The sequence below is a fragment of the Sphingosinithalassobacter sp. CS137 genome, from assembly GCF_014334115.1.
Lineage (GTDB): Bacteria > Pseudomonadota > Alphaproteobacteria > Sphingomonadales > Sphingomonadaceae > Sphingomonas.
Genome location: NZ_CP060494.1, coordinates 2,457,923 through 2,484,675, shown reverse-complemented (window position 1 = coordinate 2,484,675; position 26,753 = coordinate 2,457,923). Strand labels below are relative to the sequence as shown.

General features: G+C 66.2%; 26 protein-coding genes. 16 read left to right on the top strand and 10 right to left on the bottom strand.

What is annotated here, in order from left to right:
• Nucleotides 1–46 precede the first annotated feature (46 nt).
• From mdh to lpdA, 6 genes are all read left to right on the top strand, one after another.
• Nucleotides 47–1,009 carry a malate dehydrogenase gene (mdh, locus tag H7V21_RS12295; protein ID WP_188054030.1) on the top strand — a complete coding sequence of 321 codons (963 nt, stop codon included), beginning with the start codon at nucleotides 47–49 and terminating at the stop codon, nucleotides 1,007–1,009.
• A gap of 101 nt (nucleotides 1,010–1,110) precedes the next feature.
• On the top strand, nucleotides 1,111–1,995 hold the full coding sequence (sucD, locus tag H7V21_RS12290; RefSeq protein WP_188054029.1) for a succinate--CoA ligase subunit alpha: 885 nt from the start codon (nucleotides 1,111–1,113) through the stop codon (nucleotides 1,993–1,995).
• A 111-nt stretch (nucleotides 1,996–2,106) separates the two neighbouring features.
• Nucleotides 2,107–5,037 (top strand): 2-oxoglutarate dehydrogenase E1 component, encoded by a 2,931-nt coding sequence (locus H7V21_RS12285; protein ID WP_188054028.1) that lies wholly within the window; start codon nucleotides 2,107–2,109, stop codon nucleotides 5,035–5,037.
• Between the two features lie 29 nt (nucleotides 5,038–5,066).
• Entirely contained in the window at nucleotides 5,067–6,335 is a 1,269-nt protein-coding gene (gene odhB / locus H7V21_RS12280) for a 2-oxoglutarate dehydrogenase complex dihydrolipoyllysine-residue succinyltransferase (RefSeq protein ID WP_188054027.1), read from the top strand.
• A gap of 180 nt (nucleotides 6,336–6,515) precedes the next feature.
• The gene (locus H7V21_RS12275; protein WP_188054026.1) at nucleotides 6,516–6,761 is read left to right on the top strand and encodes a hypothetical protein; all 246 of its coding nucleotides are present in this window, start codon (nucleotides 6,516–6,518) and stop codon (nucleotides 6,759–6,761) included.
• 33 nt (nucleotides 6,762–6,794) lie between these two features.
• Nucleotides 6,795–8,186 (top strand): dihydrolipoyl dehydrogenase, encoded by a 1,392-nt coding sequence (lpdA, locus tag H7V21_RS12270; protein WP_188054025.1) that lies wholly within the window; start codon nucleotides 6,795–6,797, stop codon nucleotides 8,184–8,186.
• 36 nt (nucleotides 8,187–8,222) lie between these two features.
• Here lpdA and H7V21_RS12265 read toward each other — a convergent pair whose 3' ends face one another.
• Entirely contained in the window at nucleotides 8,223–8,924 is a 702-nt protein-coding gene (locus H7V21_RS12265) for a YoaK family protein (protein WP_188054024.1), read from the bottom strand.
• Between the two features lie 87 nt (nucleotides 8,925–9,011).
• Between H7V21_RS12265 and H7V21_RS12260 the strand changes: the two genes are divergently transcribed.
• Entirely contained in the window at nucleotides 9,012–9,644 is a 633-nt protein-coding gene (locus H7V21_RS12260) for a trimeric intracellular cation channel family protein (RefSeq protein ID WP_188054023.1), read from the top strand.
• 69 nt (nucleotides 9,645–9,713) lie between these two features.
• Here H7V21_RS12260 and H7V21_RS12255 read toward each other — a convergent pair whose 3' ends face one another.
• Together H7V21_RS12255 and sppA are read right to left on the bottom strand one after the other, a co-directional pair.
• Nucleotides 9,714–10,277, bottom strand: coding sequence for a GNAT family N-acetyltransferase (locus H7V21_RS12255; RefSeq protein WP_188054022.1), 564 nt, complete (start codon nucleotides 10,275–10,277; stop codon nucleotides 9,714–9,716).
• On the bottom strand, nucleotides 10,274–12,169 hold the full coding sequence (gene sppA, locus H7V21_RS12250; protein WP_188054021.1) for a signal peptide peptidase SppA: 1,896 nt from the start codon (nucleotides 12,167–12,169) through the stop codon (nucleotides 10,274–10,276). The genes H7V21_RS12255 and sppA overlap by 4 nt, the downstream gene beginning before the upstream one ends.
• 204 nt (nucleotides 12,170–12,373) lie before the next feature.
• On the opposite strand from sppA, the gene groES reads away from it, so the two are divergent.
• Nucleotides 12,374–12,664: a co-chaperone GroES gene (gene groES / locus H7V21_RS12245; RefSeq protein ID WP_188054020.1), complete on the top strand. Its 291-nt coding sequence runs from the start codon at nucleotides 12,374–12,376 to the stop codon at nucleotides 12,662–12,664.
• 127 nt (nucleotides 12,665–12,791) lie between these two features.
• Nucleotides 12,792–14,441: a chaperonin GroEL gene (gene groL, locus H7V21_RS12240; RefSeq protein WP_188054019.1), complete on the top strand. Its 1,650-nt coding sequence runs from the start codon at nucleotides 12,792–12,794 to the stop codon at nucleotides 14,439–14,441.
• A gap of 119 nt (nucleotides 14,442–14,560) precedes the next feature.
• Here groL and H7V21_RS12235 read toward each other — a convergent pair whose 3' ends face one another.
• From H7V21_RS12235 to H7V21_RS12220, 4 genes are all read right to left on the bottom strand, one after another.
• Nucleotides 14,561–14,860: an HNH endonuclease gene (locus H7V21_RS12235; RefSeq protein ID WP_188056532.1), complete on the bottom strand. Its 300-nt coding sequence runs from the start codon at nucleotides 14,858–14,860 to the stop codon at nucleotides 14,561–14,563.
• Nucleotides 14,861–14,984: 124 nt separating this feature from the next.
• Nucleotides 14,985–16,193, bottom strand: coding sequence for a 23S rRNA (adenine(2503)-C(2))-methyltransferase RlmN (rlmN, locus tag H7V21_RS12230; protein ID WP_188054018.1), 1,209 nt, complete (start codon nucleotides 16,191–16,193; stop codon nucleotides 14,985–14,987).
• A gap of 60 nt (nucleotides 16,194–16,253) precedes the next feature.
• A complete protein-coding gene (locus H7V21_RS12225) occupies nucleotides 16,254–16,733 on the bottom strand; it encodes a hypothetical protein (protein ID WP_188056531.1) in 480 nt (159 codons plus the stop codon).
• Complete coding sequence (locus tag H7V21_RS12220; RefSeq protein ID WP_188054017.1) at nucleotides 16,733–17,386, bottom strand: histidine phosphatase family protein; 654 nt, start codon at nucleotides 17,384–17,386, stop codon at nucleotides 16,733–16,735. The genes H7V21_RS12225 and H7V21_RS12220 overlap by 1 nt, the downstream gene beginning before the upstream one ends.
• Nucleotides 17,387–17,755: 369 nt before the next feature.
• On the opposite strand from H7V21_RS12220, the gene H7V21_RS12215 reads away from it, so the two are divergent.
• Nucleotides 17,756–18,415: an outer membrane protein gene (locus tag H7V21_RS12215; RefSeq protein WP_188054016.1), complete on the top strand. Its 660-nt coding sequence runs from the start codon at nucleotides 17,756–17,758 to the stop codon at nucleotides 18,413–18,415.
• Between the two features lie 150 nt (nucleotides 18,416–18,565).
• Complete coding sequence (gene dnaN / locus H7V21_RS12210) at nucleotides 18,566–19,678, top strand: DNA polymerase III subunit beta (protein WP_188054015.1); 1,113 nt, start codon at nucleotides 18,566–18,568, stop codon at nucleotides 19,676–19,678.
• Nucleotides 19,679–19,723: 45 nt separating this feature from the next.
• Here dnaN and H7V21_RS12205 read toward each other — a convergent pair whose 3' ends face one another.
• The 3 genes from H7V21_RS12205 to H7V21_RS12195 all read right to left on the bottom strand — a co-directional run bounded on the left by H7V21_RS12205 (nucleotide 19,724) and on the right by H7V21_RS12195 (nucleotide 21,021).
• Nucleotides 19,724–20,377: a hypothetical protein gene (locus H7V21_RS12205; RefSeq protein ID WP_188054014.1), complete on the bottom strand. Its 654-nt coding sequence runs from the start codon at nucleotides 20,375–20,377 to the stop codon at nucleotides 19,724–19,726.
• Complete coding sequence (locus H7V21_RS12200) at nucleotides 20,367–20,579, bottom strand: helix-turn-helix transcriptional regulator (protein WP_188054013.1); 213 nt, start codon at nucleotides 20,577–20,579, stop codon at nucleotides 20,367–20,369. Before H7V21_RS12200 ends, H7V21_RS12205 begins: the two co-directional genes overlap by 11 nt.
• An 82-nt stretch (nucleotides 20,580–20,661) precedes the next feature.
• Nucleotides 20,662–21,021: a hypothetical protein gene (locus H7V21_RS12195; RefSeq protein ID WP_188054012.1), complete on the bottom strand. Its 360-nt coding sequence runs from the start codon at nucleotides 21,019–21,021 to the stop codon at nucleotides 20,662–20,664.
• Between the two features lie 132 nt (nucleotides 21,022–21,153).
• On the opposite strand from H7V21_RS12195, the gene H7V21_RS12190 reads away from it, so the two are divergent.
• From H7V21_RS12190 to H7V21_RS12170, 5 genes are all read left to right on the top strand, one after another.
• Nucleotides 21,154–21,906, top strand: a complete 753-nt coding sequence (locus H7V21_RS12190) for a Coq4 family protein (protein WP_188054011.1) — start codon at nucleotides 21,154–21,156, stop codon at nucleotides 21,904–21,906.
• A gap of 113 nt (nucleotides 21,907–22,019) precedes the next feature.
• A complete protein-coding gene (gene recF, locus H7V21_RS12185) occupies nucleotides 22,020–23,090 on the top strand; it encodes a DNA replication/repair protein RecF (protein WP_188054010.1) in 1,071 nt (356 codons plus the stop codon).
• A 285-nt stretch (nucleotides 23,091–23,375) separates the two neighbouring features.
• Nucleotides 23,376–24,983 carry a bifunctional GNAT family N-acetyltransferase/carbon-nitrogen hydrolase family protein gene (locus tag H7V21_RS12180; protein WP_188056530.1) on the top strand — a complete coding sequence of 536 codons (1,608 nt, stop codon included), beginning with the start codon at nucleotides 23,376–23,378 and terminating at the stop codon, nucleotides 24,981–24,983.
• A gap of 137 nt (nucleotides 24,984–25,120) precedes the next feature.
• The gene (locus tag H7V21_RS12175) at nucleotides 25,121–25,882 is read left to right on the top strand and encodes an EF-hand domain-containing protein (protein WP_188054009.1); all 762 of its coding nucleotides are present in this window, start codon (nucleotides 25,121–25,123) and stop codon (nucleotides 25,880–25,882) included.
• A 58-nt stretch (nucleotides 25,883–25,940) separates the two neighbouring features.
• The gene (locus tag H7V21_RS12170) at nucleotides 25,941–26,732 is read left to right on the top strand and encodes a hypothetical protein (protein WP_188054008.1); all 792 of its coding nucleotides are present in this window, start codon (nucleotides 25,941–25,943) and stop codon (nucleotides 26,730–26,732) included.
• Nucleotides 26,733–26,753: the final 21 nt, after the last annotated feature.

Here is a 26,753-nt window from a genome sequence, read left to right as displayed (position 1 = left end):
AGCCTGCGCCCGCGACAGATTGGGCCAGAGAGAACAAGGAGATTCCATGGCCCGCAAGAAGATCGCGCTGATCGGCTCCGGCATGATCGGTGGCACGCTCGCGCACCTCGCCGCGATGAAGGAACTGGGCGACGTCGTCCTCTTCGACATCGCCGAAGGCATGCCGCAGGGCAAGGCGCTCGACCTCGCTCAGTCGGGCCCCGTCGAAGGCTTTGATTCGAACCTCAGCGGCGCCAACGACTATAGCGCGATCGAAGGTGCCGACGTGTGCATCGTCACTGCCGGCATCCCGCGCAAGCCGGGCATGAGCCGCGACGATCTGCTCAAGACCAATCTCGGCGTGATGAAGGCCGTCGGCGAAGGTATCGCGCAATATGCGCCCGACGCCTTCGTGATCTGCATCACCAACCCGCTCGATGCGATGGTCTGGGCGCTGCGCGAATTCTCCGGGCTTTCGCACCAGAAAGTCGTGGGCATGGCCGGCGTGCTCGACAGCGCGCGCTTCCGCCACTTCCTCGCGGAAGAATTCCAGGTCTCGGTAGAGGACGTGACGGCATTCGTGCTTGGCGGCCATGGCGACACGATGGTGCCGGTGGTCGAATATTCCACTGTCGCGGGCATCCCGATCCCCGATCTCATCAAGATGGGCTGGTCGACGCAGGAGCGGATCGACGCGATCGTGCAGCGCACGCGCTCCGGCGGCGGCGAGATCGTCGGCCTGCTCAAGACCGGTTCCGCCTTCTATGCCCCCGCGACCAGCGCGATCACGATGGCGGAGAGCTACCTGAAAGACAAGAAGCGCCTCCTGCCCTGCGCGGCGCATCTTACGGGCCAGTATGGCGTCGACGACCTCTACGTCGGCGTGCCGATCATCATCGGCGCGAACGGCGTCGAGCGGATCGTCGAGATCGAGCTCAAGGAAGACGCGCGCAAGAATTTCGACGTGTCGGTGGATGCGGTCAAGGAACTGGTCACTGCCTGCAAGGGTATCGACGAGAGCCTGAACTGACTTCGGTCGTCCCGGCCTGGCCCGGGATCGCGCGCCGCAGCGCGCATCCATCCAATAGAGGTTCCCGGCGGCCCGTGCCGGGATGACGAAAAGGAACCCTGATGAGCATCCTCGTCGACAAGAACACCAAGGTCATCACACAGGGGATGACCGGCGAAACCGGCACCTTCCACACCAAACAGGCGCTGGAATATGGCACTCAGATGGTGGGCGGCGTCACCCCCGGTAAGGGCGGCACCGAGCATATCGGCCTGCCGGTGTTCAACACCGTCGCCGAAGCCGTCGAGAAGACCGGAGCGACTGCCAGCGTGATCTACGTTCCGCCCCCCTTTGCGGCGGATTCGATTCTCGAGGCGATCGACGCCGAAGTGCCGCTGATCGTAACGATCACCGAGGGCATTCCGGTGCTCGACATGGTGAAGGTGAAGCGCGCGCTTTCGGGCAGCAAATCGCGGCTGATCGGTCCGAACTGCCCCGGCGTGCTGACCCCCGGCGAGTGCAAGATCGGCATCATGCCCGGCAGCATCTTCTCCAAGGGGTCGGTGGGCGTTGTTTCGCGCTCGGGCACGCTTACCTATGAAGCCGTGTTCCAGACGACCAACGCGGGCCTCGGCCAGACGACCGCCGTCGGCATCGGCGGCGATCCGGTGAACGGCACGAACTTCATCGACGTGCTCGAGATGTTCCTGGCCGACGACGAGACCAAGTCGATCATCATGATCGGCGAAATCGGCGGCAGCGCCGAAGAAGAAGCCGCGCAGTTCCTGAAGGACGAGGCGAAGCGCGGTCGCAAGAAGCCGATGGCGGGCTTCATTGCGGGCCGCACGGCGCCTCCGGGCCGCCGCATGGGCCACGCGGGCGCGATCGTGTCGGGCGGCCAGGGCGGCGCCGAGGACAAGATCGCGGCGATGGAGGAAGCGGGAATCCGTGTTGCGGACAGCCCGAGCGAGCTCGGCACCACGCTCGTCGAGGTGCTCAAGGGATAACACGGAGCAAGCGCCCCACTCCCCCGTTGGTGTCGAGCGAAGTCGAGACACGCTGGGGCGCGCACTCGTCCCTCGACGTCGCTCGGGACGAACGGACGGTTGGAATTGCACATGGGCTATGAGGGCCTGGACTTCGACGAAATCGCTGGCGGCGTGAGCCCCGCCTTCGTCGAGACCCTGTACAAGCGCTACAAGAGCGATCCCGGCTCGGTGGAAGCCGGCTGGCGCGACTGGTTCGAGGGGCTGGAGAGCACCGCGTCGGGGCCCAGCTGGCAACGCGCCAACTGGCCGCTATCCGATACCGATGCGCTCACCGCGGCGCTCGATCCGACGCAGATGGAACCCGCCCCCAGGCCCGCGAAGGGCGGCAAGCCGCCGGCAGCGGCTTCCGCAGTCGCGCCTTCCGCCGATGCAATCGCCAAGGCGGCCGGAGACTCGATCCGCGCGATGATGCTGATCCGCACCTATCGGGTGCGTGGGCATCTCGCCGCCAATCTCGATCCGCTCGGCCTGTCCCGCCGTGACCTGCCCGAAGATCTCAAGACCGAATATCACGGCTTCCCCGACAGCGAAGTCGATCGTCCGGTCTATCTCGGCGGCGCGCTGGGTTTCGAGACGGCAACCCTGCGCGAGTTGGTGAACGTCCTGCGCGCGAATTACTGCGGCAACGTCGGCCTCGAATATATGCACATCGCCGACGTCGAGGAGCGGCGCTTCCTCCAGGAGCGGATGGAGGGTCGCGACAAGGCGATCCACTTCACCGTCGACGGGAAGCGCGCGATCCTCTCGAAAGTGATCGAGGCCGAGCAGTGGGAGAAGTTCCTGGGCCGCAAATATGTCGGCACCAAGCGCTTCGGCCTCGACGGCGGCGAATCGATGATCCCGGCGCTCGAGGCGGTCATCAAATATGGCGGCCAGACCGGCGTGCGCGAAATCGTGTACGGCATGGCGCACCGCGGCCGGCTCAACGTGCTCGCGAATGTGATGGCCAAGCCCTATCGGGCGATCTTCCATGAATTCGCCGGCGGATCGTCCAATCCCGAGGATGTCGGCGGGTCCGGCGACGTCAAATATCATCTGGGCACCAGCACCGACCGCGAGTTCGACGGCGTCAGCGTTCACATGTCGCTCGTCGCCAACCCGTCGCACCTCGAGGCCGTCGATCCCGTCGTGCTCGGCAAGACGCGCGCGCTGCAGACCTTCCGCAGCGATCTCGGCGAACATGCGCAGGTGCTGCCGGTGCTGATTCACGGCGACGCGGCCTTCGCCGGTCAGGGCGTCGTCTGGGAATGCCTCGGCTTCTCGGGTGTACGCGGCTACAACACCGGCGGCTGCATCCATTTCGTCATCAACAATCAGATCGGCTTCACCACGAGCCCGCAATTCGCGCGCTCCTCGCCCTATCCCTCGGACGTGGCGAAGGGAGTCCAGGCGCCGATCCTTCATGTGAACGGCGACGATCCCGAAGCCGTGACCTTCGCCTGCAAGCTGGCGATCGAATATCGCCAGCAGTTCAAGCGCGATATCGTGATCGACATGTGGTGCTACCGCCGCTTCGGCCACAATGAAGGAGACGAGCCGAGCTTTACCCAGCCGCTGATGTATGCCGCGATCAAGCAGCACCCGCCGGTGAGCGAGATCTATGCCAAGCGGCTGGTTGCGGAAGGCGTGATCGACGAGGGCTTCGTCACGGAAAAGGTCGAACAGTTCACGTCCCTGCTCGATGATGCGTTCGAGGCGGGCAAAAGCTATCTGCCCAACAAGGCGGACTGGTTCGCCGGCCGCTGGACGGGCCTGTCGGCGCCCATCGATGCCGAACACACGCGGCGTAATGTCGAGACCGGAATCGATCGCAAGCTGTTCGATTCGCTCGGCCGCACGCTCACGGAAGTTCCCGAGGGGCTTGCCATCCACAAGACGCTGGGGCGCGTGCTCGATGCCAAGCGCCAGATGTTCAAATCGGGCGAAGGCTTCGACTGGGCGACCGGCGAAGCGCTGGCGTTCGGCTCACTGCTTTCCGAAGGCTATGGCGTGCGCCTTTCGGGCCAGGATTCCGGCCGCGGAACCTTCAGTCAGCGGCATGCCGTGTGGGTCGATCAGGCCGAGGAACGCAAATACGTCCCGCTGAACGAGATTCCGCACGGGCGGTTCGAAGTGCTCGATAGTCCGCTGTCGGAATATGGCGTGCTCGGCTTCGAATATGGCTATGCCCTTGCCGATCCGAAGACTCTGGTGCTCTGGGAAGCGCAGTTCGGCGATTTCGCCAACGGCGCGCAGATCATGATCGACCAGTTCATCGCATCGGGCGAGGCCAAGTGGCTGCGCGCCAACGGGCTCGTGATGCTGCTGCCGCACGGCTATGAGGGCCAGGGTCCCGAGCACAGCTCGGCGCGGCTGGAGCGCTTCCTCCAGCTCTGCGCGCAGGACAATATCCAGGTCGCGAATTGCACCACGCCGGCGAACTACTTCCACCTGCTGCGCCGCCAGATGCATCGCAACTTCCGCAAGCCTCTGGTCGTCATGACGCCCAAGTCGCTGCTGCGGCACAAGATGGCGGTCTCGACTGCGGACGAGTTCCAGGGCCAGAGTCACTTCATGCGTATCCTGTCGGATACCAACGGCGCCCAGGATGCAAAGACGAAGCGGCTGGTGCTCTGCTCGGGCAAGGTCGCCTATGACCTGATCGAAGCGCGCGACGCTGCGGGCGATACCGACACGCAGATCGTCCGCATCGAGCAGCTCTATCCCTTCCCCGGCGAGCCGCTGACGGTGCGGCTCAAGCGCATGACGGCGCTCGAGGATGTGGTCTGGGCCCAGGAAGAGCCGAAAAACAACGGCGGCTGGTCGTTCATCGAGCCGCTGATCGAAGCATCGCTGATAGATGCGGGCTGCAAGACCACTCGCCCGCGCTACGCGGGCCGTGCCGCCGCAGCCTCGCCTGCGACCGGCCTGATGAAGCGTCACCAACTCGAGCAGGCGGCGCTCGTCGCCGACGCGCTGGGCCACAGCGTGCGCGAAGAATATCGCCGGACGACCAACTAGGCTTTTGCCGAACCGGAGCTGACAGAGACATGGCAACCGATGTGAAGGTGCCCACACTGGGCGAATCGATCACCGAAGCGACGCTCGGCGAGTGGCTGAAGCAGCCGGGCGATCCGGTGGCGGCCGACGAGCCGATCGCGAGCCTCGAGACCGACAAGGTGTCGGTCGAGGTGCCGTCGCCGGTCGCGGGCACGATGGGCGCGCACCAGGTCCAGCCGGGTGACACCGTCGAAGTCGGCGCAGTGATCGCCAGTGTCGAGGCCGGCAGCGGCGCGCCCGCGGCGGCCGCGCCGGCGGCCGGCGAGACGCGCGGCAACGCGGATCAGTCCGCCGAAGCCAAGCAGGGCACCGGCCCCGGACCCGGCGAACAGCCCCGCGAGCGCGCGCAGGAGGTCGATGCAGCGGCGTTGTCGCCTTCGGTGCGCCGCGCGATCCTCGAACATGGCGTGGATCCTTCGACCATCCAGGGAACCGGCAAGGACGGCCGGTTGACCAAGGAAGACGTCGAAGCGGCTGCGGCCGGAAAGGGCGCACCCGCTCCCGCGCCGAGCCCTGCTCCCGCGGCAGCGCCCGCCACCGCATCGGCCGGTGGTGGCGAGCGTCGCGAGGAACGCGTGCGGATGACGCGGCTGCGCCAGACGATCGCCAAGCGGCTGAAGGAAGCACAGGACACCGCCGCGCTCCTCACCACCTTCAACGACGTCGACATGACGGCAGTGATCGAGGCGCGCACGAAGTACAAGGACCTGTTCGAGAAGAAGCACGGCGTCCGCCTCGGCTTCATGGGCTTCTTCGTGAAGGCCGCCTGCCAGGCGCTGAAGGACGTTCCGGCCGTCAACGCCCAGATCCAGGGCGACGAGATCGTCTATCACGACTATGCCGACATCTCGGTCGCGGTCTCCGCGCCGCAGGGCCTGGTCGTGCCGGTGATCCGCTCGGCAGACCAGATGAGCGTCGCGCAGATCGAGCGCACCATCGGCGACTTCGGCAAGCGCGCCAAGGATGGCAGCCTCAAGATGGACGAGATGAAGGGCGGCACCTTCACCATCTCGAACGGCGGCGTGTTCGGCTCGCTGATGTCCACGCCGATCATCAACCCGCCGCAGTCGGCGGTGCTCGGCCTGCACCGCATCGAGGATCGCGCGGTGGTTCGTGACGGGCAGGTGGTGGTGCGCCCCATGATGTATCTCGCGCTCAGCTACGATCACCGCATCGTCGATGGCCGCGAGGCAGTGACGTTCCTGGTCGCGCTCAAGAACGCGATCGAGGATCCCACGCGGCTGCTGATTGACCTGTGATGTGCCGCAGTGCCTAGGAAGCCTGCCCGGCTTTGCTTGCTCTTGGTGGGCCAAGTTGCCCTCTCGGCATGTGCGACGCGGCCGCCTCCCGTAGAGTTGGGCAATTGTTGGTCCGATGAGGAACTGTCTGCGAGACAGGGGTTCATTGGCACTGTCATATTGGAGCAGGCGCAAGGGTGGATGATGTACGCGCCCGGTTGCGATGTCCGGGGAGTGCCGGCGGCGCTGCCGACAGACGTGGACCTGGCAAAGCTGACGGCAAATGGCATCGTTCGCGACGATTGGGAAATTGCCTTCTACTCGGCTCGAGTTCTTGGCCGCAGTGACTACATCATGGACGATGGTCGACCGCATGTAGTCATCGAAACTGTCGCCGATGTGCGCGGCCAACTACCTGTCTGGATGTCCAGCCAGACCGGACGCTAACTGGAAGGGCTACGCTGGCCCGTGGAGTACACAATGGCTGAATACGACTATGACGTGCTGGTGATCGGTGCCGGCCCCGGCGGCTATGTCGCGGCGATCCGCGCGGCGCAGCTGGGCCTCAAGACCGCGTGCGCGGAGAGCCGCGAAACGCTGGGCGGCACCTGCCTCAACGTCGGGTGCATCCCGTCGAAGGCGATGCTCCACGCGAGCGAATATTTCGACGCGGCGGCGAACGGCGCGATGGCCAAGATGGGCATCAAGGTCACGCCCGAGCTCGATCTCGAGGCGATGCACGGCCAGCGGCTCGACGCGGTGAAGGGCCTGACCGGCGGCATCGAATTCCTGTTCAAGAAGAACAAGGTCACCTGGCTCAAGGGCCGCGCCAGCTTCGAGGACGCGCACAGCGTCACCGTGAACGGCGAAGAGGTCACCGCGAAGAACATCGTCATCGCCACCGGATCGTCGGTGACGCCGCTCCCCGGCGTCGAGATCGACCAGAAGGTGGTGGTCGACAGCACGGGCGCGCTCGAACTGCCCAAGGTGCCTGGCAAGATGGTCGTCATCGGTGGCGGCGTGATCGGGCTCGAGCTCGGCAGCGTCTGGCGCCGGCTGGGCGCCGAAGTCACCGTGGTCGAATATCTCGACCAGATCCTCCCCGGCTTCGACGGCGACGTGCGCAAGGAAGCGGCGAAGATCTTCAAGAAGCAGGGCATCGCCTTCAAGACCGGCACCAAGGTGACCGGCGTGACCGTGAACGGCGGCAAGGCGACCGTCAGCGTGGAGCCCGCCAAGGGCGGCGACGCCGAGCAGATCGAAGCCGATGTCGTGCTCGTCTCGATCGGCCGCAAGCCGAACACCGACGGGCTGGGCCTCGACAAGATCGGCCTGGAGCTGAACCAGCGCGGCCAGATCGAGACCGATCACAGCTTCCGCACCAAGGTGGATGGAGTCTGGGCGATCGGCGACGTGATCCCCGGCCCGATGCTCGCGCACAAGGCCGAGGACGAAGGCATCGCCGTCGCCGAGAACATCGCCGGCCAGACCGGCATCGTGAACCACGATCTGATCCCCAGCGTCGTCTATACCTGGCCCGAGATCGCCGGCGTCGGCCTCACCGAGGAAACGGCGAAGGAGAAGGGCGAGATCAAGGTCGGCAAGTTCCCGATGGCGGGCAACAGCCGCGCCAAGACCAATCACGAGCCCGAGGGCTTCGTGAAGGTGATCGCCGATGCGAAGTCGGACCGCGTGCTCGGTGTATGGATCATCACTTCGGTCGCCGGCACGATGATCGCGCAGGCGACCCAGGCGATGGAATTCGGCGCGACGAGCGAGGACATCGCCTATACCTGCCACGCGCACCCGACGCACAGCGAGGCGATCAAGGAAGCCGCAATGGCCGTGCAGGGGAAACCCATCCACGTCTGAAGGACCGGCGGCCGGCAGTCGCCGGCCGCCCCGCCGTCATGCCACGTCGCTGCTCCCGTCCGGGCCGGTTTCGTGGAACGCCTCGCGCGCGGACTTGGCCGGTCGCGTGATGCCATAGACGATTACCGTCAGCAGCGCGGCCGCCCCCGCGGCGAACCACAGCGCGTGCCAGGCATAATCGTCGTGCAGCACCGCCCCGGCGACCACGCCCGACGTGAAGCCGGTCCAGAGCAGCAGCCAGGGGATCCAGCCCCAGCGATCCTTGTCTCCCATCAGCGCCATCGCGAGCTTCTGCCCCATGCGCACCAGCGTTCCGGTCATGTAGGTCAGCCCGAGCGAGACTTCGCCCTCGCGGTTGAAGACGCCGTTCTCCGCGCCCATCGCCGCGGCCAGCAGCAGCAGCACCAACGGCCCCGGCATCACCAGCGCGAGCAGCGCGGCGAGTAGCAACAGCAGCGTGACGGCGGCCATCACCGCCGACATAGCGTGGCGGGCAAAGGCGCGTACGAGCACGCTCGCCACGATCACGCCCGCGACAAAGGAAAGGATCAGCGCCCCGGCGGTGACTGCATCGGTCGTCACGCCACTGCCGAGGCCCACGCCGAGCCGAGTCGAGTTGCCGCTCATGAACGATGCGAAAAAGCCGCCGAGCGTCGTATAGGCAAGTGCATCGACGAAGCCGGCGAGCGCAGCCAGGGCGATGGCCAGCGCGACGAATTGCGGGTCGGTCCGTTGCATGCGCGCCTAATGGACCAGCGCGCGTGCGGGTTCCACCCCCGAGCCACCGCTTTCCCGCGCCCGCCGCGCGCTCTATGGCGATCGGCCATGGAATATCCCGTCCCAGGCCATATCGGCCCGATCCTTCCCTGGCTTGATCTTTTCGGCATCGCCGTGTTCGCGGCGACCGGTGCGCTCGCGGCGGCGATGCGCGGGCAAACCTTCGTCACTGCCGCCTTTTTCGCACTCGTGACGGGGGTGGGCGGCGGCACGATCCGCGATTTGCTGATCGGAGCCCCGGTCTTCTGGGTCCATGATCGAACCGTCGCCGCGATCTGCCTCGGCGCGGCACTAGTCATCTGGATCACGCCCGAGCGCCTTTGGCATGGCAAGGGATTCGACTGGCTCGATGCGATGGGTCTTGCCGCCTATGCCGTTTTCGGCGCGGCGAAGTCGCTCGGCTTCGGCATCCCGCCGGTGCCGGCGATGGTGATGGGCGTGGTAACGGCCTGCGCGGGCGGTATCATTCGCGACATGATGGCCGGAGAACCATCGATTCTGATGCGGCCCGAACTCTACGTGACTGCGGCCGCGCTCGCCTCGGCAACATATGTCGCGCTGTCGTTCACCGATCTGCGCCCGTTCGCCGCGGGCCTGATCGCCGCAGCTGCTGGTTTCTCGCTGCGCGCGGCGGCGATCCAGTGGAAGCTGGCGCTGCCGTCCTACCGGGGGAAGCGCTGAGCCGGGGAATCACGCGTCCGGCTCGGCCTCCTTGCCCCAAGCGATTGTCAGATTCCGGCACGCGATCCGCTATAGGCGCGCCAGTCCCACTTCGCTGAAGGGTCGGGGCTCGGCAGGCGGAATCGTCGGTGCGTTGAGCTCGCATTGCCAGAAGCCGACGTCGATCCACTGGCCATGCTTGTAGCCGACTTCGCGCAGCACGCCGGCGCGTCGAAACCCGACTGCCTCGTGTACGCGGATCGAGGCATCGTTCGGCAGCGCGATCGCACCGATTGCTTGCGTGAAGCCCTGGGCGCGCAGCGTGTCGATCAGCGCCTCGTAGAGCAGCCGACCCGCACCGCGCCGCTGCGCCGGGCCCGCGATATAGATCGACGTCTCGACGACATGGCGGTAGGCGGGGCGGTCGCGGAACCTAGTGGCATAGGCATAGCCGACCACCGGCTGGTCGCCCGCTTCCCCATCTGTCATGACCAGCCAGGGATAGAGGCCGCCGCTTGCTTCGATCCGCTTGCGCATCGCGCGCGCGTCCGGCGGGTCGGTTTCGAACGAGACGGTCCCGGCGATCACGTGCGGCGCGTAGATCGCCGCGATCGCGGCCGAATCTCCCGCTGCCGCGGCGCGAATGTCGATCATCGCAGCAAACGCGAGAACAGCATCCGCACCAGGCTCGGCTCGGTTTCCCGGCCAGAGGCCATCGGCCCCAGTGCCGCACATTCGATGCAGCGCGCCTGCATCGCCGCACCGCGGCCGACCCGCTCGGCGTCGGCAAGTGCCTGCGTCAGCACCGTGCGGCGATCGGCGGCGATGCGCGCCGCGAGATCGGCGCCGCTGGGGGAATCAATCCACTCGTCCTGATCCTCCTCCCGCGTGAGACTTGCCAGGAATTGCAGCCATTCGCTCGGCGGCTCCTCGAGATAGACGGGATATGCATCCTCGGGCTCGATTTCGGCGCGGCGCGCGGCTTCCTCGATCGCGGCGTCGAGATCGCCGAACCGGTCGACCAGCCCGAGCTGTCGCGCGGTGCCGCCCAGCCAGACCCGGCCCTGAGCGATCGCATCGACTCGTTCGATCGGCATGTTGCGCGCCTCGGCGACCAGTCCGATGAACCGGCGATAGCCATTTTCGATCACTGACTGGAGGATCGTGTTGGTCGCTTCATTGGTGCCGGCGAGCAAATCGGGCTGACCCGCAAGCGGTGTGGTGCGCACGCTGCTGGTGGTGACGCCGATCTTCTCGAGCGTGTTCTCGAACGTGGGCAACAGGCCGAAAATGCCGATCGAGCCCGTGATCGTGTTCGGCTCGGCAAAGATCACGTCGCCTGCCGTCGCGATCCAATAGCCGCCGCTCGCCGCGACCGAGCCCATCGAAACGACCACCGGCAGTCCCTGTGCCTTGGCGTGGAGCACGGCCTGGCGAATCTGCTCGGAAGCGAGCGCCGACCCGCCGGGCGAGTCGATCCGGACCACCAACGCGCGCAGGCGGTGCTCGGCCAGGCCCTTGAGCAGCAGCCTGGAAACCGTGTCGCCGCCCGCCGTGCCCGGCCCCGCCTCGCCATCGATGATCTCGCCGGCAACGGTGATGATTCCGATCGCGTCACCCGCCTCGTCGACCGGGTTCGCCTCCAGCCAGTCGCGCATTGCGATCGCATGGAAATTTCCCGCGGCAGCATCCGACGGCGCTCCGACCAGTTCGGCGACCCGACGCCCGAACGCCAGCCGATCACCCGTCTTGTCGACCAGCCCGTAATCGAGGTTCGCTTGCGAGACATCGCCTTGCGCGCCGGTGACCACCTCGGCCGGCCGGGCGAGGAATTCGGCGATGCGCGCCTTCGGACGCGCCCTGCTCACGGAATCGCGCCACTGGGCCAGGATGCCGCCGTAAAGCGCTTCGTTCGCCTCACGCGCCGCCGGCGACATCTCGGTGCGCGTATAGGGTTCGACTGCCGACTTGTAAGTGCCGACGCGATAGACGTGCATGTTCACGCCCAGCCAGTCGAGCAGCCCCTTGTAATAAAGCGTCGATCCGCCCGGGCCCGCGAACAGCGTTCCCCCCATCGGGTGGACCCAGACCTCGCTCGCGCTCGCTGCCACCAGATACGCGTCATCGGTGTAAGCAGTGGCATAGGCGAGCACCGGCTTGCCGCTGGCGCGCAGCCGCGCAACCGCGTCCGAGACTTCCTCGACGGCGGCCGGATAGCCGCCGGTGAAGCGATCGAGATCGAGGACGACCGCCGTCACGCGTCCGTCGTCCTGCGCCGCGTCCAGTGCCCGCACCACGTCGCGCACCCGATGCTGTTTCAGAATCTCTCCAGGCCCGCCGAGTCCCGCCAGCGGATCGGGCGCCTCGGGCTGCTCGACGAGGGCGCCGTCCAGCGCCATCACCAGTGCCCCATCGTGGATCGCCGCCACATTCGGCCGGGCTGAAAGCAGCGCGAACAGCGTGGAGAAGAACAGGAGCATGAAGATCAGGACGAGCCCGTCCTTGATCGCCACCAATATCTTCCAGGCGCCTTTGACGAGCTTCACGGTGCCGATTCCTCTGCGAAATGCTGCCCCGCTGCCTACTGCACGCGCGAGGGCGAGTAAACGTCCGTATTAGCCGCACAATACAGATGATTTCGCCCCTTTCGCCCCCTTGACGGTCGCAGGGGTCGCACGCATATCCGGAGCGTTAGCACTCGGGTCAGCTGAGTGCTAAGACTCACAACCGCAACAAGAGGGATCAGGCGCATGAACTTTCGTCCGCTGCACGATCGCGTGCTCGTTCGCCGCGTCGAAGCCGAAGAGAAGACTGCCGGCGGCATCATCATTCCCGACACCGCCAAGGAAAAGCCGCAGGAAGGCGAAGTCGTCGCCGCCGGTGCGGGTGCCAAGGCCGACGACGGCAAGGTCACGCCGCTCGACGTGAAGGCCGGCGATCGCATCCTGTTCGGCAAGTGGTCGGGCACCGAAGTGAAGGTGAACGGCGAAGACCTGCTGATCATGAAGGAAAGCGACATCCTCGGCATCGTCGAGGGCTGATTTCGCCGCCGTCGTCCCTGCGGAGGCAGGGACCCATGTCTGTCGCGTGAGCCGATCCGGCGCATCGCAGATTGACCAGAGATAGGCCCCTGCCCGCGCAGGGGCGACGAACAGGAAGGAACTGCACATGGCAGCCAAGGACGTTAAATTCTCGCGCGACGCGCGCGAGCGCATCCTCAAGGGCGTCGACATTCTCGCCGACGCAGTGAAGGTCACGCTGGGCCCGAAGGGCCGCAACGTCGTGATCGACAAGAGCTTCGGCGCGCCGCGCATCACCAAGGACGGCGTCACCGTCGCCAAGGAAATCGAGCTCAAGGACAAGTTCGAGAACATGGGCGCGCAGATGGTGCGCGAAGTGGCCTCGAAGACCAACGACGTCGCCGGCGACGGCACGACCACCGCGACCGTTCTGGCGCAGGCGATCGTCCGCGAAGGCATGAAGTCGGTCGCGGCCGGCATGAACCCGATGGACCTCAAGCGCGGCATCGATCTCGCCACCGGCAAGGTGGTCGAGGACATCAAGAGCCGTTCCAAGCCCGTGTCGGGCACGCAGGAAATCGCGCAGGTCGGCACCATCTCGGCCAATGGCGACAAGGAAGTCGGCGAGAAGATCGCCGAAGCGATGGAGAAGGTCGGCAAGGAAGGCGTGATCACCGTCGAAGAGGCGAAGGGTCTCGAATTCGAGCTCGACGTCGTCGAGGGCATGCAGTTCGACCGCGGCTATCTGTCGCCCTATTTCATCACCAACCCCGAGAAGATGCAGGTCGAACTCAACGACCCGTACATCCTCATCCACGAGAAGAAGCTCAGCAACCTCCAGTCGCTGCTGCCGGTGCTCGAAGCGGTCGTGCAGTCGGGCCGTCCGCTGCTGATCATCGCCGAGGACATCGAGGGCGAGGCGCTCGCCACGCTGGTGGTCAACAAGCTGCGCGGCGGCCTGAAGGTCGCAGCGGTCAAGGCACCGGGCTTCGGCGATCGTCGCAAGGCGATGCTCGAGGACATCGCCGTCCTGACCAAGGGCGAAGTCGTCAGCGAGGATCTGGGCATCAAGCTCGAGAACGTCACGCTGAACATGCTCGGCACCGCCAAGACCGTCACGATCGACAAGGACAACACCACCATCGTCGATGGCGCGGGTGATGCCGATTCGATCAAGGCGCGCACCGAGCAGATCCGCCAGCAGATCGAAGCAACGACCAGCGATTACGACCGCGAGAAGCTCCAGGAGCGTCTCGCCAAGCTCGCCGGCGGCGTTGCCGTGATCAAGGTCGGCGGTGCGACCGAAGTCGAAGTGAAGGAGCGCAAGGACCGCGTCGACGACGCGCTGCACGCCACCCGTGCAGCCGTTGAAGAGGGCATCGTCCCCGGCGGCGGCACGGCGCTGCTCTATGCCACCAAGGCGCTCGACGGCGTGACCGGCGGCAACGAGGACCAGACGCGTGGCATCGACATCGTTCGCCGCTCGCTGACGGCGCTGGTGCGTCAGATCGCGTCGAACGCGGGCCATGACGGCGCGGTCGTCTCGGGCAAGCTGCTCGACCAGAACGACACCTCGTTCGGCTTCAACGCCTCGACCGACACCTACGAGAACCTGGTGTCGGCCGGCGTGATCGACCCGACCAAGGTCGTGCGCACTGCGCTGCAGAACGCGGCCTCGGTCGCAGGCCTGCTCATCACGACCGAAGCCACGGTCGCCGAGCTGCCCGAGGACAAGAACGGCGGCGGCGCCGGCGGCATGCCCGGTGGCATGGGCGGCATGGGCGGCATGGACTTCTAAGTCCCGCTGCGCATCACGCGAAAGAGGGGCCGGGGGCGCAAGCCTCCGGCCCTTTTTGTTGGCGGCTTCGGCTCTGGGCGTGCGCGCACGTGCGAAGCTGCCCCCGGATCGAGCCCGCGCTATCGCTTTCGCCACGCCCAGCCCTCGTCGCGTGTCCGGCTTCGACGGGTCGGTGCATGGAAGTCGCGCGGCTTGTCCGCCACCCAGCGCAGGAAGCGCGCCACCTCGGGATGACCTCGCACCGCGTCGAGCGCGCCGTCGCTGCACAGCGCGGCCAGCTCGGAATTGGTAAGGGCGGCATGGACCGTGCGGTGGCAGATCGGATGAAGCGGAACGGTCTCGCGGCCGCCCTCGCTCTTCGGAACCGCATGGTGCCACTCGACACGGGCTCCGAGTGGCCGGTCGCACAGCGTGCACATTTGCGGCTCCGCGGGCCGCGCGGCGACGTCGAGCGCAGCAAGCGCCGCCTTGCGTTTCACACGTCCGCGCACGCGATTGCCTCCTTCCGCTGCGGCGTGAGAGAAGGCGGAACGATCGCCACCCCTATCCGAGCGCCACCTGCTTTTCTTCGGCCAGCCGGTCGAGCTCGGCGCGCGACTTCTTCTCCGCCGCGGTCTTCAGCTGGCCGCAGGCGGCGTCGATGTCCCGGCCGCGCGGCGTCCGCACCGGAGCGGAAATGCCCGCTTCGAACACGATGTTCGAGAAGGAGCGGATCCGCTCGGGAGTCGAAGTGTCATAGGGTGCGCCGGGCCAGGGATTGAACGGGATGAGGTTCACCTTGGCGGGCAGCTTGTACTTGCGGATCAGCCGAACGAGCTCGCGCGCGTCGGCGTCGCTGTCGTTCTTGTCCTTCAGCATGACATATTCGAAGGTGATCCGCCGCGCATTGTTCGCGCCCGGATAGTCGGCGCAGGCCTGCAACAGTTCCTCGATGCCGTATTTGCGATTGAGGGGGACGATCTCGTCGCGCACTTCCTTGGTCACGGCATGCAGCGACACGGCTAGGTTGACTCCGATTTCCTCGCCGCAGCGTGCCATCATCGGCACGACGCCGCTGGTCGACAGCGTAATCCGGCGCTTGGAGAGCGCCAGTCCGTCGCCATCCATCACCAGCTTGAGCGCGTCGCGGACGTTGTCGAAGTTATAGAGCGGCTCGCCCATCCCCATCATGACGATGTTGGTCAGCATCCGCCCCTCGGGCTGGCTCGGCCATTCGCCGAGCGAATCGCGCGCCAGCATCACCTGACCCACGATCTCACCGGCAGTGAGGTTCCGCACCAGCCGCATCGTTCCGGTGTGGCAGAAACGGCAATTGAGCGTGCAGCCCACCTGGCTCGACACGCACAGCGTTCCCCGGTCCGCATCGGGGATGAACACCATCTCGTAATCCTGGCCATCGGGCGAGCGCAGCAGCCACTTGCGCGTTCCGTCGGTCGAGACCTGCGCCTCGATCACCTCGGGACGGCCGATCACGAACCGCTCGGCCAGCCAGGGGTGCTGCGCCTTGGCGATATCGGTCATCGCCGCGAATTCGGTGGCGCCGCGATTGTAGATCCAGTGCCAGAGCTGCTTCGCGCGCAGCTTCGCCTGCTTCGGCTCCATGCCGGCGGCGCTCAGCGCTTCGCGAAGACCATCCTTCGAAAGACCGATCAGATCGACTCGACCATCCGCGCGGGCAGCGGGCGCACGCGGAACGGGCACGGGATCAATGTGCCCCGGGATGGGCATCGAAAGCGGCTGCGCTGTTTGCATCGGCGGCATATAGGCGATTCCCGGGCGAAATTCCACTCCCCGACCGGCGGCTGCGGGAAGTCAGCGGCCCACGCACCCCAGAGCCGCCGCGTCGATCGCAGTGGCGGCGCCCTGCAGCGCATAGACGTCGACGAACGGGCGGCCGTTCATCCCGGTCGATTCGACGCTCATGCTGCGCGCCCCGCGCATCGCGGAGACGATCGCTGCGTCGGTCCGCGGGTCCGGCGCCCAGGCGTCCCGCTCGCCCGAGACGAGTTCGAATCGCCGCTCGCCAACCGAAAGCGTCACTTGCGCGCGCGGATGGCGCTGTCGGCTGAGACGAATGTGGAGCTGGTTTCGGACGCCCTCGCCCGGCCAGTTGGCGATGCTGGCGAAGGGACGGGGATCGCGCGCGCGGCTGCGCACCGGCTCGGCAATCGCAAAACAGCGCAGCGGCGAGGGATCACGAAATGCGCCCCAGCTCTCGAACACGCCCAACGCTTCACGCCCTTGCGGGACAGCCTGGAGCGCAATCGCGCCCCCCAGCAGCAGAGACAGCATCACGCTGGCACGCCGCCTCGCCCGCCGCCGAGGTGGGCCACGGTTTCCACGCCAGCCTCGATTCGCACGATCGAGCCCTGCGGCAGATCGGGCGCGACCGGCGCAGCGAAACGCGGCAACACATCCGCTCCGGTGAGCACTCCCCGCAGCACACGGCTCGACATGCCGTGCATGATGACCAGCCGATCGCCCGGATCATCCGCCGTATCCGCGGCCCAGGCGCCGACTCGCGCCGCGATCGCATCATACCATTCGCCCCCTGGCGGCTGGCGGACGTAGAGATTGTGCTCGGGATCGAGCACGCTGCCGCTCTCCTGCGCCAGATCGGCATAATAGCGTCCGCTCCACGCGCCCATGCCGATCTCCACGAGTCGCGAGTCGGTACGCGCCCCGTGCCAGTCGAGCTCGAGATGCTCGGCGATCACCGCGAGTGTCTGCAGCGCCCTGCCGGCAGGCGAAGCCCAGAGCGTGATCGCGGGCCGCACGCCCAGCAGGTTGCGCAGCGCGGCCCCCATCGCGTTCGCCTGCTCGAATCCCGCACGGGTGAGCGGCGTATGGACGTGGTCCCCCTGCATCCGGCGCGCGGCATTGAACACGGTTTCGCCGTGGCGGGCGATGAAGTCACGGCCTTTGCGAGCGGCGGCATCAGTCATGCCCCTCTAGTCTCCAGGCTCGCTGCCGATAGCAACGCCTTTTTTCTGCCTCGTTTCGTTCAGGAAACAAACAGGTGACTCAGGCGAGTAGCACAGCAGCGGCCGTTCAGGTCCGCAATGACAGTCCACAGGGAGTACGAAAATGGGCATGCACCTTCTCACCGCGCGGCGCGGCACGACTGCCGCCGGAGAGGCCGCAACGGCTCGCTGAGGAGCCGATCACCGGGCGCGCATGTGTTGCATGAAAGCAACGGATTCCATCGTTTATCTGGCGTTCATGCAACATCCGCCGCCCGCAAACGATTCATCGCCCCGCTCGCAATTTTTCGCGAGCCAGTACCGTAACGCGTTTTCTTTGGAGTACCGTACATGCGTAACGCAATTCTCGCCGCCGCGCTCGTCAGCACCACGGCGCTTGCCGCTCCCGCCGCGGCCCAGTCCTATGATCCGACTTTCACCGGTCCGCGGATCAGCGTGCTCGGCGGCTATGACGGCATCCGCCCCGGCAGCACCGAGGATTCAGATCTCGACGGCGACGATCAGACCGTCGACGGCTTCCTCTATGGCATCGAGGCCGGCTACGACTTCAATCTCGGCGGCGTCGTCGCCGGTGCCGAGGTCGAGCTGACCGATTCGACCGGCAAGGTCGAGATGGACAGCACCGACCCCAGCTACTTCGGCTACGGCGAAGTAGCGACCGACCGCGACATCTATGCCGGCGTCCGCATCGGCGGCATCGTCGCCCCGGGCACGCTGCTCTACGCCAAGGGCGGCTATACGAATGCACGACTGAACGTGCTCGCCACCGACGGCACGACCGAACTCGACGAGAATTTCGAGCTGGACGGCTGGCGCGTCGGCGCGGGTGTGGAGCGGACCTTCGGCACCAATACCTTCGCGAAGCTCGAGTATCGCTACTCGAACTACACCGAAGCCGATTTCGAGTTCTTCGACGGCTCGACCACGAGCGCGTTCGAAGTCGATACGGACCGGCACCAGGTCGTTGCGGGCGTCGGCTTCCGCTTCTGAGGCACGTTTCCGCAATTTTGCGGAGCAGGAAGGGCCGGAGCGCTTGCTCCGGCCCTTTTTCGCGCTAGAGATGCTGAACGGCGCATTGCCACCGGCCGCGAACGAAGGTGCTTGGTGGGGGTTTGAGGGCGGCGGCCCGGGGGTTGTGAAATGAAGGCGACGATCGAACGTGCAACGCTCTTGAGGGGGCTCTCCCACGTCCAGTCGGTGGTCGAGCGGCGCAACACGATACCCATTTTGTCCAACGTGCTGATCGAGGCGCAGGCCTCGGGCGCGATGCGGCTGATGGCGACCGACCTCGATTTGCAGATCGACGAAACCATTCCTGCCGCGGTCGATCAGCCCGGCGCGATCACCGTCTCGGCGCACACGCTGTTCGATATCGTCCGCAAGCTGCCGGAGGGCGCGCAGGTCGAGCTCTCCGCCGCCGAAGGGCGCATCCACGTGACTGCCGGCCGCGCCAAGTTCAGCCTGGCGACACTGCCGCGCGACGATTTTCCGGTGATCGCCGAGGGCGAACTGCCGACGACCTTCGAACTATCGGCCGAGATCCTGAAGCAGATCATCGACAAGACGCGCTTCGCCATCTCGACCGAAGAGACCCGCTACTATCTGAACGGCATCTTCTTCCACGTCTCCGACGACGCGACTCCGCTGCTGCGCGCGGCCGCGACCGACGGGCACCGGCTGGCGCGCGTCACCGTCGCCCGCCCCGACGGCGCCGAAGCGATGCCCGACGTGATCGTGCCGCGCAAATGCGTGGCCGAACTGCGCAAGCTGCTCGAGGATGTCGACGGGTCGGTGGGCGTCTCGCTTTCGGGATCGAAGATCCGGTTCGATCTCGGGCAGGCGATCCTCACGTCCAAGCTGATCGACGGCACCTTCCCCGATTACAGCCGCGTCATCCCGACGGGGAACGACAAGCTGCTCAAGCTCGATCCCAAGGCGCTGATGGCAGGCGTCGATCGCGTCTCGACGATCGCCACCGAGAAAACCCGCGCCGTGAAGATGGCGCTTGAGCGCGACAAGGTCGTGCTTTCGGTCACCAGCCCGGAAAATGGCGCCGCCGCCGAGGAAGTCCCCGGCGACTATGCCGCATCGCCGTTCGAGATCGGCTTCAACAGCCGCTATCTGATGGACATTCTCGGCCAGATCGAAGGGGATACGGTAGAGGTCCATCTCGCCGACGCCTCGGCGCCCACTCTGATCCGCGAGAACGACAAGTCGCCCGCGCTGTACGTGCTGATGCCGATGCGGGTTTGAGGGGGAGCGCCCGGCAAGCGCTCGCCGGGCGCTCCCCTTCCAGAGTCAGTCGGGCACCAATCCTCGGCGAAGCTGCACGACCGTCGAGCAGACCAGCGACACGCAGGTGAGCACCAGCACGATCGTCCAGCTGCCGATTTCCGGCAGCAGTCCCAGCTTCACCGCGCATGCCCAGACAAAGACAAACGTCGATCCGGCGAAATAGGCCACGGCGGCGGAACTGACGATCGCCGCCCGCATGAGCTCATCCCCGAGCCGGTAGACTCGCCAGCTCTGCCAGGCGCAGAACAGCGTAAGCAGGACGATCGCCACCATCGCTGCCTGCCGCAGACTGATCGCCCAACCCAGTTCCTCCGCGACGGGCGGTATCACCAGCGTCGCCGCGGCCACCAGAAGCAGCCCGGCCTGGCTGCGCGCGGACGAGATCACACCAGCGTCGAGCGGCTCGGCCGGATCGCGAGGTCCGGCGAGCCGTCGCATCCGCTTCTCGCAGGTTGTCGCCCAGGCGATGACCAGCGCAGTGAACGCCAGCATTGCGGCGAGCACCAGCGCCGCCACATTCTCGGCCCTCCAGCTCTCGATCCACTCGATCAGGTCGAACCGGGCCAGCAGAAATCCGATCAACGCCCCCGCAGGCAGCCCGAGAGCGAAATTCTTGAGCAGGCGGCGGCCGGCCCGGGAGGAGGCGTCAGGCGTCATGGGGTGGCTCCCAGTCATCAAGGAAGATCGCATCGACAGGCACTCCGAACAGTTTCGCCATCCGCAGAGCGAGCGGCAGGCTGGGGTCATATTTGTCGGTCTCGACCGCGTTGATCGTCTGGCGGGACACGCCAAGCCGCTGCGCCAGGACGCCCTGGCTCATCCCGCGTTCGGCACGCAGGATCCGCAAACGGTTCTTCACGGCTGGGCGCTCCGTATCTCAACGACCGCGTCAAGAGCTCTGGTCTTAATGACAAGAGTTCTTGACTGATTCGCGGTCTTTGTCAAGAGCTCTGGACACCGGCGCTTATGCGCCGCCATCCTTGCATCAGCAGCAGCGTGACGAGGATCGCGGCGGTGTCGGCCACCCAGTCGGCGAACTCGGCGTCGCGATGCAGCGCCGGGATCATCTGGATGAGCTCGATCGCGGCACCGACCAGCGACAGGGCGAGCGCGATCCGCCACGCGCGTTGCCGCGGCCAGCCCAGCGTGGCGAGCAACGTCAACACCGCAAATACCGCGATGTGCTGGAGCTTGTCCTGCGGTTCACCAGGCAGCGCGGGAGGATGGGGAAGGCTCGCCATGATCACCGCAAAGCAAAACGCGGCAGCGAAGGCAGCCCTCCAGAAAAGCGATGAACCCATGTTTTGGAAGGCTCCTGTCGTGAATGCGGCCGCTAGTCCGAGCGGCGAGGCCTGTCCAGTAAACCGCCTGCGTTATTGAAGCTTTCGCCGAAGTCGCCTATTAACATCATTGTCAATACAGCGAGGCGAAGCATGGCGACTCAGCCGATCAATCCCGGCATCCCGATGAAGCGTGAGTGGGGCACTGCGCTGGGAGCACTGCGCCGCCTGCTCGCGAATGGCGACGACACGACACAGGTGTTCCGCATCATGCGCGCGCTGAACGGCGACGTCACTCAGAAGAACTATTGCAAGCTGCTGACGCTGCCGCACGGCGGGCGCCTCGCCTATCGCCGGTTGGAACTGGCCGAACGCCTGTCGGATCGCAGCTTCATCGACTCGCTGCCTGCGGGAAGCGTCGGCGCCGCCTATCGCGCCTTTCTGGACGCGACCGGCTATACCGCGCAGGGACTTGCCGAAGTCAGCCGCGCCGAGGGCGCGTTTCAGGACGGCGATATCGAGCATCCCTATGCCTGGATGGGCCGCCGCGAGCGCGACATTCACGACATCTGGCACGTGCTGACCGGCTACAAGGCCGACGAACATCTCGGCGAGCTGTGCCTGGTCGCCTTCAGCCATGCCCAGACAGGCGGGCTCGGCTGGGCGTTTATCGCCGCCGGCGGCGGACTCAAGAGCCTTCGCGTCACCGGCGACACCGCAGTCGTCCGAGCGATCCGCGAGGGCTATCGCCACGGCAGGCGCGCGGCATGGCTGCACGGCGAGGATTATGAGGCGCTGCTGCACGAGCCGCTCGAAGCGGCGCGGCAGCGGCTGAACATTGCGGAGCCCGTCCGCTATCGGGCGGCCCAGGCACGTTTGGCGGAAGCCGGCATCTCCGCACTCTGATCGGCGGCCGCGGCGCCTTCGAAGCGCCACGCGCCGGTTGGCGGGCGCCGCGGATCGGCAGGCGCCGGCGCGCAGCCGTTGTACCCGGGCAAGTCCGTGTCCTAGGGGAAGCCATGGCCCTCACTCGCCTGGTGCTCAGCGATTTCCGCAATCACGCCGATGCCGTGCTCGTGCCCGGGCCCGGTTTCGTCCTGCTGACCGGAGACAATGGTGCCGGCAAGACCAATGTGCTGGAGGCGCTGTCGCTGCTCGCGCCCGGCCGGGGGCTCCGCCGGGCGGCGCTGAGCGAGATGGCGCGGCAGGGCGGCAGCGGCGGTTTCGGCGTGGCGGCGGTGGTCGACGGCGACGTGGAGATCGGCACCGGAACCCAGCCGTCCGCACCCGAGCGCAGAGTCGTCCGGATCAACGGCGCCTTCGCACCCGCCACCGCGCTCGCCGAGCGACTGACAGTGCTTTGGCTCACGCCCGCGATGGACCGGCTGTTCGTCGAGGCCGCGGGCGAGCGGCGGCGGTTCCTCGACCGGCTCACTCTGGCGCTGGTGCCCGGCCATGCGCGCCAGACGTCGCGCTACGAAGCCGCCATGCGCGAGCGCAATCGCATCCTCGCAGAGGACGCGGCACCCGACCGGAGCTGGCTCAGCGCGCTCGAGGCGCGCATGGCCGAGCATGGCACGGCGGTGGATCAGGCGCGACGCGACACGGTCGCCGCATTGGGCGATCGGCTTGCCGCCGCGCCGGAAGGCCCGTTCGCGCGGGCGGCACTGGAACTCGACGGCTGGGAAGGCGATGCCGCGTCGCTCGCGCGGACGCTCGCCGAAGGGCGCCAGCGCGATGCCGCGGCCGGCCGGACGCTTGCCGGACCCCACCGTGCGGACCTGCTGGTCACCCACTGCGCCAAGGCGCAGCCGGCGCAACTGTGCTCGACCGGCGAACAAAAGGCGCTGCTGCTGGGGCTCGTGCTCGCCCATGCCGAGCTGGTGGCCGACCGCACCGGCCGCGCCCCGACCCTGCTGCTCGACGAAGTGGCGGCGCATCTCGATCCGCTACGCCGCACCGCTCTGTTCGAGCGACTGGCCGGCCGCGGCCAGGTGTGGATGACCGGTACCGAAGCGGCACTGTTCGATGCGGTGCCCGATCGCGTGACCCGGTTCGAAGTCGCCGACGGAGTGATCCGGGCAAAATGAGGCACGCGGCCGGTTTCCTCGGGTCCGGTCGCGCGTCTGCCCCTCAGGCGGCGAGCGTCAGCTCACCCATCAGCGCGGCGTGGTCGCCCGGCGCCAGGCACTGGCGCGCGATTGCATCCCGCAGCGGCGCGAGTATCGCCCCGGCAGCGGACGCGTTGCGCCATTCGGTGTTGCCAAGCCGGATCAGGAGCTGCGCGGTACCCCTGGAGCAGCCACAAGATGGTTTCGCGGCTGAACCGGTTCCGGCAGAGCGCGTTCATGGGGCACACCACACCGGGAGCAATGATGAGCCGCAGAACGCCCGCCAAACTGGAAGTCCGCAGCGCCACGACTGAAGACATCCCCGGGATCCTGTCGCTGATCGGCCGGGTCTATACGGGAATCGAGAACTACACGCCCGGTATGGTCCGGGGGCAAATCAACAACTTTCCCGAGGGCCAGTTCGTCGCGCTCTATAACGGCCGCGTCGTCGGCTATTGCGCCGCGAGCCGGATCGACGAGGAAGTGGCGCTGGCGCCGCACGACTGGGAATCGATCACCGGCAACGGCTTCGGCAGCCGGCACGATCCGACCGGCGACTGGCTCTACGGCTATGAGATGGCAGTCGATTCGCGCCAGCGCGGCCTGCGCATCGGCAAGCGGCTGTACGAGGCGCGCCGCGCGCTGGTCGAGCGGCTGGAGCTGAAGGGAATCGTCTTCGGCGGGCGCATGCCGAACTATCGGCGCTCGATCCGCAAGGTCGAGAGCCCGGACGATTATCTGCAGCAGGTGGTCGACGGGAAGCTGCGCGATCCGGTGATCGGCTTCCAGCTCGCCAACGGCTTCACGCCGATCGGGGTGCTTCACGATTATCTGCCCGAGGACAAGGCATCGGGCACCCATGCCGCGCACATGGTGTGGCGCAATCCCTATGTCGATCCGGACGAGCCGCCGCAGCATCGGGTGCCGCGCGACATCGAAAGCGTGCGCCTGGCGACGTGCCAGCTTCAGGCCCGGCCGGTGGAGGATTTCGACGAGTTCGTCCGCAACGTCGAGTATTTCGTCGATGTCGCATCGAGCTATCAGTGCGACTTCATCGTCTTTCCCGAGCTGTTCTCGCTCAGCCTGCTCTCGTTCGAGCGCAAGGGGCTGACGCCGATGGAGGCGATCGACAAGCTGACCGATCATCGCAAGCCGCTGGTCGCGGCGCTCAGCCGGCTGGCGCTGAGCTACAACATCAACATCGTCGGCGGATCGCATCCCACCCGCACCGACGACGGCGACATCCAGAACGTCGCCTATGTCTGCCTGCGCGACGGATCGATCCATGCGCAGGAGAAGATCCACCCGACACCCAACGAAGCCTATTGGTGGAAGATCAAGGGCGGCGACGCAGTCGAAGTGATTCAGACCGACATCGGTCCGATCGGCGTGCTCATCTGCTACGACAGCGAGTTCCCCGAACTCGCCCGCCGACTGGTCGACGAGGGCGCGCGGATCATCTTCGTCCCCTTCTGCACCGACAATCGCCAGGGCTATATGCGCGTGCGCTATTGCGCACAGGCGCGGGCGATCGAGAATCAGTGTTTCGTCGTCATGTCGGGCAATGTCGGCAATCTGCCCGGCGTCGAGAACATGGACATCCAATACGCCCAGAGCTGCATCCTCACACCGTGCGACTTTCCCTTCGCACGCGACGGAATCGCGGCAGAGGCCAGCGAGAATATCGAAACGCTGACGATCGCCGACGTGAACCTTGCCGACCTCACCTGGGCACGGGCCGAGGGCACGGTGCGCAACCTCACCGACCGGCGGTTCGATCTGTATCGCATCGACTGGACGCAATCCCCCCGCGGCGGGCAGCAGCAGCCACGCGGGCCCACCGTCGAGCACAAGGGACCCGGCGGCGGCTGATGGTCTTCCCGCGCCGGCGACGGCAATCTCCGGAAAAATCGGAACGGACGCGGCGGCTCATCCATTGATTCGATGAACGGAGCGGCCGCGCCCAAGCGCGGCCCCGCAACTGCAACCAACACCGAAAGGAGCCTCGCATGAAGAAGCATCTGCTTGCCGCCGCGAGCGCGACCATGCTCGCCGCCGCACCCGCCGCCGCCCAGAACATAGACGCCCCGCAGGGCGCCAGCATCGAAGACCGGGCCGTCTGGTTCAACGTAGCCGACCGGAACAACAATGACCGGCTGTCGCGCGCCGAATTCCGCGCTCTGCGGATGAACACCGTCGATTCCCGCTGGGTGCGCAACTATCGCGGCGACATGGACGCCGAACGCGATTCGGTGATCGATCTGAGCTTTCAGACGCTCGATCGAGACAATAACGGCAGCATTTCGCTGACCGAGTTCGCGAATGTCGGAACCGGCGCCTATGTGGTCGCCATGTCAAATGCGACGGGGAACGCCGCCACCCAGGGGACGGCTGCCGACGAATATTGGGACTGGAGCCCCGAATATGTGACGGTCACCTATTATCTCACCGTCACTCCGGTCGATACCGATGTTTTTGAAGGCCGCTCGGTCTACAACATGAATCGGGAAGAGGTCGGCAAGATTTCCCGGATCGTCCGCACTGAAGATGCGAATCGCTATTATGCAATGATCGACCTCGAGGGTCGGCCGATCTACCAGCCCACGGATATGGAGCGCGACAACGTCGGCGTTCCGCTCGATGACATTCTTCTGTTCCGCGAAGGCAGCTCGCTGTTGCTGAGCACACGGGGCGAGGAATTTCTCCAGGACGCGCAGGCGCGCGTGATCGAGGATCCCCAGGTCGTCGACCGCCTCTACACCGTGAACTGACACATGGATCGGGGAACGGCACTGCCGTTCCCCGGTTTCGTTCGCGAGGAGGAGATCGATGCCGAGAATTCTGCCTGCCGCCGCCGCGATGTTCGCCCTTTCCCTGGGCGCCTGCGGCGAAACCGAGCCCGAGCCGATCCTTGACGAAGTGGTCGCGCCCGAGCCCACGCCCACCGGGCCCGACGCGACCGAGCTCGCGACGAGCTTTCCGCGCGATCGCGTGACGCTCGACGGAACCGTCATCTCGACGACTCCCTCGCAATTGCTGCTGGATTACGGCAGCGGGGAAATCACCGTCGAAGTCGACGACTGGGACAGTTTTGGTGAAGCGACTCTCATCAATCCCGGCGACCGCGTGATCGTGACCGGACTGGTCGACGGCAGCTTCCTCACCAGCCGCAGCATCGAAGCGCGCAGCGTGTTCGTCGAAGATCTCAACACCACTTTCTTCGCCGCGGGCGCCGACGAGGAGGATTTCGGCCTCAGCAGGCTCGGAACCGCCGCGGGGGCCACGAACGTGAATTTCACTGGCCGCGTGCGCGAGATCGACGGCCGGGCTTTCGTGATGGGCACCGACAACGCCCGCTTCACGGTCGATACCTCGCGGATGAGCTACGACCCGCTCGACGAGGAAGGCTATCAGAGGATCGAGGCCGGCGAGCGCGTGTTCGTCTGGGGCGAATTCGGCCCTGCTTCGGGCGATACGGCGCGGCTGATCGCCGATGGCATCGTCAGCCTGACGCCCGATGCCCCGGAGGAAGAGAGCGTGGCGTTCGGCCCCGAGGACTCGGCGATGGAACAGAATGTCGGCAGCGGCGACGCAAGGATCGGCAACGCCAGCGGCCCCTGATGGGGGCGAGCCGCAGGCCGC

What these genes read in the sequence shown, in the direction of transcription:
- H7V21_RS12255 (WP_188054022.1), bottom strand. Translation starts at nt 10,277, where the DNA reads ATGATCGACATTCGCGCCGCGGCAGCGGGAGATTCGGCCGCGATCGCG.
- groES (WP_188054020.1), top strand. Translation starts at nt 12,374, where the DNA reads ATGAACTTTCGTCCGCTGCACGATCGCGTGCTCGTTCGCCGCGTCGAA.
- H7V21_RS12285 (WP_188054028.1), top strand. Translation starts at nt 2,107, where the DNA reads ATGGGCTATGAGGGCCTGGACTTCGACGAAATCGCTGGCGGCGTGAGC.
- odhB (WP_188054027.1), top strand. Translation starts at nt 5,067, where the DNA reads ATGGCAACCGATGTGAAGGTGCCCACACTGGGCGAATCGATCACCGAA.
- rlmN (WP_188054018.1), bottom strand. Translation starts at nt 16,193, where the DNA reads ATGCAAACAGCGCAGCCGCTTTCGATGCCCATCCCGGGGCACATTGAT.
- H7V21_RS12265 (WP_188054024.1), bottom strand. Translation starts at nt 8,924, where the DNA reads ATGCAACGGACCGACCCGCAATTCGTCGCGCTGGCCATCGCCCTGGCT.
- recF (WP_188054010.1), top strand. Translation starts at nt 22,020, where the DNA reads ATGGCCCTCACTCGCCTGGTGCTCAGCGATTTCCGCAATCACGCCGAT.
- groL (WP_188054019.1), top strand. Translation starts at nt 12,792, where the DNA reads ATGGCAGCCAAGGACGTTAAATTCTCGCGCGACGCGCGCGAGCGCATC.
- H7V21_RS12175 (WP_188054009.1), top strand. Translation starts at nt 25,121, where the DNA reads ATGAAGAAGCATCTGCTTGCCGCCGCGAGCGCGACCATGCTCGCCGCC.
- H7V21_RS12170 (WP_188054008.1), top strand. Translation starts at nt 25,941, where the DNA reads ATGCCGAGAATTCTGCCTGCCGCCGCCGCGATGTTCGCCCTTTCCCTG.
- H7V21_RS12195 (WP_188054012.1), bottom strand. Translation starts at nt 21,021, where the DNA reads ATGGGTTCATCGCTTTTCTGGAGGGCTGCCTTCGCTGCCGCGTTTTGC.
- H7V21_RS12220 (WP_188054017.1), bottom strand. Translation starts at nt 17,386, where the DNA reads ATGACTGATGCCGCCGCTCGCAAAGGCCGTGACTTCATCGCCCGCCAC.
- H7V21_RS12205 (WP_188054014.1), bottom strand. Translation starts at nt 20,377, where the DNA reads ATGACGCCTGACGCCTCCTCCCGGGCCGGCCGCCGCCTGCTCAAGAAT.
- sucD (WP_188054029.1), top strand. Translation starts at nt 1,111, where the DNA reads ATGAGCATCCTCGTCGACAAGAACACCAAGGTCATCACACAGGGGATG.
- dnaN (WP_188054015.1), top strand. Translation starts at nt 18,566, where the DNA reads ATGAAGGCGACGATCGAACGTGCAACGCTCTTGAGGGGGCTCTCCCAC.
- lpdA (WP_188054025.1), top strand. Translation starts at nt 6,795, where the DNA reads ATGGCTGAATACGACTATGACGTGCTGGTGATCGGTGCCGGCCCCGGC.
- H7V21_RS12275 (WP_188054026.1), top strand. Translation starts at nt 6,516, where the DNA reads ATGATGTACGCGCCCGGTTGCGATGTCCGGGGAGTGCCGGCGGCGCTG.
- mdh (WP_188054030.1), top strand. Translation starts at nt 47, where the DNA reads ATGGCCCGCAAGAAGATCGCGCTGATCGGCTCCGGCATGATCGGTGGC.
- H7V21_RS12180 (WP_188056530.1), top strand. Translation starts at nt 23,376, where the DNA reads ATGAGCCGCAGAACGCCCGCCAAACTGGAAGTCCGCAGCGCCACGACT.
- H7V21_RS12260 (WP_188054023.1), top strand. Translation starts at nt 9,012, where the DNA reads ATGGAATATCCCGTCCCAGGCCATATCGGCCCGATCCTTCCCTGGCTT.
- H7V21_RS12235 (WP_188056532.1), bottom strand. Translation starts at nt 14,860, where the DNA reads ATGTGCACGCTGTGCGACCGGCCACTCGGAGCCCGTGTCGAGTGGCAC.
- H7V21_RS12190 (WP_188054011.1), top strand. Translation starts at nt 21,154, where the DNA reads ATGGCGACTCAGCCGATCAATCCCGGCATCCCGATGAAGCGTGAGTGG.
- H7V21_RS12225 (WP_188056531.1), bottom strand. Translation starts at nt 16,733, where the DNA reads ATGCTGTCTCTGCTGCTGGGGGGCGCGATTGCGCTCCAGGCTGTCCCG.
- H7V21_RS12215 (WP_188054016.1), top strand. Translation starts at nt 17,756, where the DNA reads ATGCGTAACGCAATTCTCGCCGCCGCGCTCGTCAGCACCACGGCGCTT.